The organism is Collinsella sp. AM10-26, assembly GCF_003472525.1.
GTDB lineage: Bacteria > Actinomycetota > Coriobacteriia > Coriobacteriales > Coriobacteriaceae > Collinsella.
Genome location: NZ_QRMC01000017.1, coordinates 1 through 4,190 on the forward strand (window position 1 = coordinate 1; position 4,190 = coordinate 4,190).

At 57.8% G+C, this 4,190-nt stretch carries 5 protein-coding genes; all 5 read right to left on the minus strand.

Features of this window, described 5'->3' with window-relative positions; translation table 11 throughout:
- Positions 1 to 319: 319 nt before the first annotated feature.
- Positions 320 to 1,165, minus strand: a complete 846-nt coding sequence (locus tag DW123_RS09405; RefSeq protein WP_055252639.1) for a sugar phosphate isomerase/epimerase — start codon at positions 1,163 to 1,165, stop codon at positions 320 to 322.
- Positions 1,166 to 1,276: 111 nt separating this feature from the next.
- Complete coding sequence (locus DW123_RS09410; protein ID WP_369831513.1) at positions 1,277 to 2,101, minus strand: PTS system mannose/fructose/sorbose family transporter subunit IID; 825 nt, start codon at positions 2,099 to 2,101, stop codon at positions 1,277 to 1,279.
- Positions 2,091 to 2,864, minus strand: a complete 774-nt coding sequence (locus tag DW123_RS09415; RefSeq protein WP_117636066.1) for a PTS sugar transporter subunit IIC — start codon at positions 2,862 to 2,864, stop codon at positions 2,091 to 2,093. Before DW123_RS09415 ends, DW123_RS09410 begins: the two co-directional genes overlap by 11 nt.
- A 292-nt stretch (positions 2,865 to 3,156) precedes the next feature.
- Positions 3,157 to 3,639, minus strand: a complete 483-nt coding sequence (locus tag DW123_RS09420) for a PTS sugar transporter subunit IIB (protein ID WP_117636067.1) — start codon at positions 3,637 to 3,639, stop codon at positions 3,157 to 3,159.
- Positions 3,640 to 3,696: 57 nt separating this feature from the next.
- Positions 3,697 to 4,116 carry a PTS sugar transporter subunit IIA gene (locus tag DW123_RS09425; protein ID WP_117636068.1) on the minus strand — a complete coding sequence of 140 codons (420 nt, stop codon included), beginning with the start codon at positions 4,114 to 4,116 and terminating at the stop codon, positions 3,697 to 3,699.
- Positions 4,117 to 4,190: the final 74 nt, after the last annotated feature.

A 4,190-nucleotide genomic window follows, 5' to 3' on the forward strand; every position in this document is an offset into this window, starting at 1 on the left:
AGGTAGCCCTCCTGGTCGAAGTGCATGATCTCGATCTTCTCGGTCTCCTTCATGTGTGTCCTCCCATCACATGTGCGCGATTCTATACATCGCGCTTCTTGCTGATACCAATTATAGCCATACGATTGCTCATTATTTAATACCAATCTAAACTCACGCAGATTTACGGCGAACGGTCGGTTTCCTCGCCCGAGTGGTATTACAACGCCATTAGTTGTCTAATTCGAGCAGCACTGCAACGAACACTCCGCAACTCGCCACCTAAAACTACGTTGCGCCAAACCCGCCCTAGTGTTTCCGGCGCAACCGCGCAGTTCGGTTATTCGGCTTCCATCTCTGCTATCACACGACGATACATATCGATAACCTGAGTTGTCGCCTTAGACGGATCCTGATAGTAGCGGCCGTCACACGTCTCGGCCGAGGCATAGCCCGTATAGCCGTGGCGCATGAGCGCCTCGAGGTCGGCACGCATATCGCGCTCGCCGTCGCCCCAGGCAAGATGCGTCGTGCCGCCGCCGACATCCACAAAGTGGGTGTGGACGATCTTGTCGCCCAAGACCTCAAAGTAGCCGTCGATTGTGTCGCCGGCAACTTCCATGGCGCCAAAGTCGATACAAGCCTTCAGGTTGGGACGATCGACCGCCTCGAGGATGCGCGCGACGTCCTGCGCGGTGTTGACCAGCACGGACTCCGACGGCTGTAGCGCCTCGAGCGCAACGCGAATGCCGCGCGTATCGGCATAGTCGCATACCGAACGCAGCATGGCAACGCTGCGGGCCCAGGCGTCCTCAGCCGGCTCGTCCAGATAGGCCCAACCACTCGTCACCAGAATCTGCGGCGCACCCAGCTCAACGGCAACGTCAATGACATTCTTAAAGTACGAGAGTATGCGCTTTTGGCCCGCCTCACCACGCACCGCGACATTCCACGGCTTGGGGTTGTTCTGCTCGGGGCACACGCACACGATCTTGATGCCGTACTGGGCGGCAAGATCGCGAATCTTATCCACCGAATCGTGCTCGTGGCAATCCACATACAGGTGCATCGAGCCAGTCCACAGCTCGATATTGCGATAACCCGCCTCGCCTGCAGCCTTAAAGAACGTCTCGATGCTGTAGTAACGATGGTTGATGTTCATGAGCGAAAGCTCGGGTACGGCCATAGTCCTCCCCTTTCGTACGGGCTTTTAAAAAACAGGGGGCTGCCGCACATGCGACAAGCCCCCAAAGATCGACGCAACCGTTAGACGCGATGGAAGCGCGATTTAAACATATTAGGCAAGCACGCCAAAGAAGGCACCGATGATGCCGATGACCATGGTGCAGAGAATCAGGACCATCGGGTTGATCTTCTTGGAGAGCAGCCAGTAGTAAATCCAGAAGGCGGCCATGCCGAGCATGCCGGGCATGATGCCGTCCAGGATGTCCTGGAGGGTCTGGGCGGAGTCGCCCTGACCGATGGCGACGGGCAGCGAAGCCCAGAACATGTCCTTGCTCATGGCGCCGACCACCATGACGCCGACGATGCCGACGCAAGCCATGATCTTTTGCATCAGACCGGTCTTCTGAGCCTCGTTGAGGAAGCCAATGCCCAGTTCATAACCCTTGATAGCGCCAAAGATACGAATCAGGAACGCCGGGATGTTATAGATGAGCAGGAAGGCGATGGGGCCAAAGGCGTTGCCGGCCTGGCACAGGCTGATGCCCACGGCAGCGGCAACAACGCGCAGGGTGGACAGGAAGAAGGAGTCGCCCAGACCGGAAAGCGGGCCCATGAGGGCGGCCTTGATGTCGTTGACGCTCTCGGGCTCAACCTCGCCGCGAGCGACCTTCTCTTCCATGGCCATCGCGATGCCGCCCACGAAGGGAGCGAGCTGCGGGGTGATGTTGAAGAATGCGCTGTGACGGTGCAGGGCCTCGGCGTAATCGTCGGGACGGCCGGCATAGATCTTCTTGAGCATGTTGGCGACCATCAGGCAGAAGGCAATGTTCATCTGCTTGTAGTAGGTCCAGGAGAACTCCATGCCCAGAGCGCCGGTACTCAGAGAGCTCTTAATGAGGTCGGAGCGAGTAATCTGGTTCTCGGAATTAGAAGTCATCGTCCTCATCCCCTTCCACAGAAAGCTGGGGCTGGGCGCCACCAAGGCCCAGCAGGTCGAACTTGTTGATGCCGATGATGATTGCGATCAGAGCGACACCGAGGACGGGCACGTTGGCATAGGAGCACATCAGGAAGCCCAGGAAGTAGAACGGCACGAGCTGCTTGGTAAGCACCAGACGACCGAGCATTGCGAAGCCCATGGCAGGCAGGATGTTGGCTGCGACGCCAAAGCCATCAAGGACAAACGTCGGGATGAAGTCGAGCAGACCCTGAACGGCGTCAGCGCCAAGATAGAAGGAGACGGAGCACAGGAAGAAGGCCAGGGCGACAATCACAAGACCGATAACCCAGTGCATAGCGTAGATACCCTTGAGGTTACCCTTGCTGGCAAAGACGTCGGCGCGGTCGACCAGAAGGGGCATACCGGCGTTGATGACGTTCTTGATGGCCAGGCACAGGGTGGCGATGGGCATCGCGAGCGCGATAGCGGCCTCAGTGCTCTGGCCCAGCTGAATAGCGAAGGCGCAGGCGAGCACGCCGCCAATCGTCTCATCAGGTGGCACGTAAGCGCCGATGGCAATAGAACCCATGAAGAGCAGCTCGAGGCTCGCGCCGATGGCGAGGCCGGACTGCAGGTCCCCGAGGACTATGCCGACGAGCGGGCACAGAACGATCGGGCGGAACGCATAGAGCGTACCGAGCTGATAATCGAGCTTACCGAAAGCAGCGATAAGTCCGATGAGGATCGCTTGAACAAGCATTGTTCCTCCTTTTGATCCCTCTTGGATCCGGTCGGCGATTCCCGACTTGTCAGCGCGCCCTTTTCCATGCCGACAATCGCCTAGGCAGATCCAGCTTGTACCGGCGTGCTGTTAACACCTAAACCGGTACAAATGATTTCATACCAATTATATAGTCATGCAGAAACTATTTAATACCAATCGCTCAACGGGCAGGTACTTCCGGTGAACGGTAGGTGGACTACCGGGTAAAGCGTTTATCCGCTACTCCACGGATAGGGCAGCACCATGCGTGCCGCCCCGTGGTCCCAAGTTACAGGACACTCATAGCGTCGACCTTGGGGTCATCGGCCAGAGCGCGAATCTCGACCTCGACACCACGACCGACGAGCTCGCGGATTTCCTCTTCCTCGGCGGCGGTCACAAAGACCTGACGCGAAACCTGGCGGGCGTCGGGACGCTGCTCGTCCTTGGACTTGGTGTTGCCCAGGTTAATCGAGGTAATCTGCGGGCAGCCGTCGGCAAGCTGCTTGGCCTCGGCGATGCTGGCGACGCAGATGATCATCTTGTACTTATCAGTGACACCAGAGTTAATTGCCTCGATGGCGTGTTCCATGTCCTTGATGACGAGCTTGGCGTTGGCCGGCTTGCCCATCTTGAGCGTGGTCTTCCAAACGGGATCGTTGGCAACCTTGTCGCCGACGCAGAAGATGCAGTCGGAGCCCAGGCCCTGGACCCAAGAGACGGCCACCTGGCCATGAAGCAGACGATGGTCGACGCGAAGCAGTTGAATCATGATTGACCCCCAAAGGTCTCATGCCGGAAACCCGGCCCCATTAATAGCAGGCGGAGACTAGAACTCTTCCTCGTCATCCGCATCGGTCAGCAGATCGTTGACAAACTTGACGCGCGTGTCGTCAGCCGCGATTATCTCGCGGATAACCTGATCGGCGGGAGCCTCCTGATCCGAGAACAGTAGCTGGATCAGCAGCGGCAGGTTCATGTTGGCGACAAGGTAGGTGTTGGGACGCGTCTGAACGATCTTGGTGAACTCGTTGTTGACGCTACCGCCAAACAGGTCGGTGCACACAATCACGTCATCGGCAGGGTCGATGGTCGCCAGCAGCTTTGCGGCCTCCTCGGCGACGTCGGTGCGACCGTCGACAAACATCGATAGATCGTGAACGTTATCGCGCGCGCCCGAGAGCAGCTCGGTGCTCTCTTTAATGCCGGTCGCAAAATGCGCGTGGCTGGCGAAGATGTATTGCCTCATTACAGTTTCCCCCAAATGGAATTAGTAGTCGAACTGGTGGTAGTAGCGGCGGTACTTGAGGTTGTGCTTGGTGA

What these genes read in the sequence shown, in the direction of transcription:
- DW123_RS09405 (WP_055252639.1), bottom strand. Translation starts at nt 1,165, where the DNA reads ATGGCCGTACCCGAGCTTTCGCTCATGAACATCAACCATCGTTACTAC.
- DW123_RS09420 (WP_117636067.1), bottom strand. Translation starts at nt 3,639, where the DNA reads ATGATTCAACTGCTTCGCGTCGACCATCGTCTGCTTCATGGCCAGGTG.
- DW123_RS09415 (WP_117636066.1), bottom strand. Translation starts at nt 2,864, where the DNA reads ATGCTTGTTCAAGCGATCCTCATCGGACTTATCGCTGCTTTCGGTAAG.
- DW123_RS09425 (WP_117636068.1), bottom strand. Translation starts at nt 4,116, where the DNA reads ATGAGGCAATACATCTTCGCCAGCCACGCGCATTTTGCGACCGGCATT.
- DW123_RS09410 (WP_369831513.1), bottom strand. Translation starts at nt 2,101, where the DNA reads ATGACTTCTAATTCCGAGAACCAGATTACTCGCTCCGACCTCATTAAG.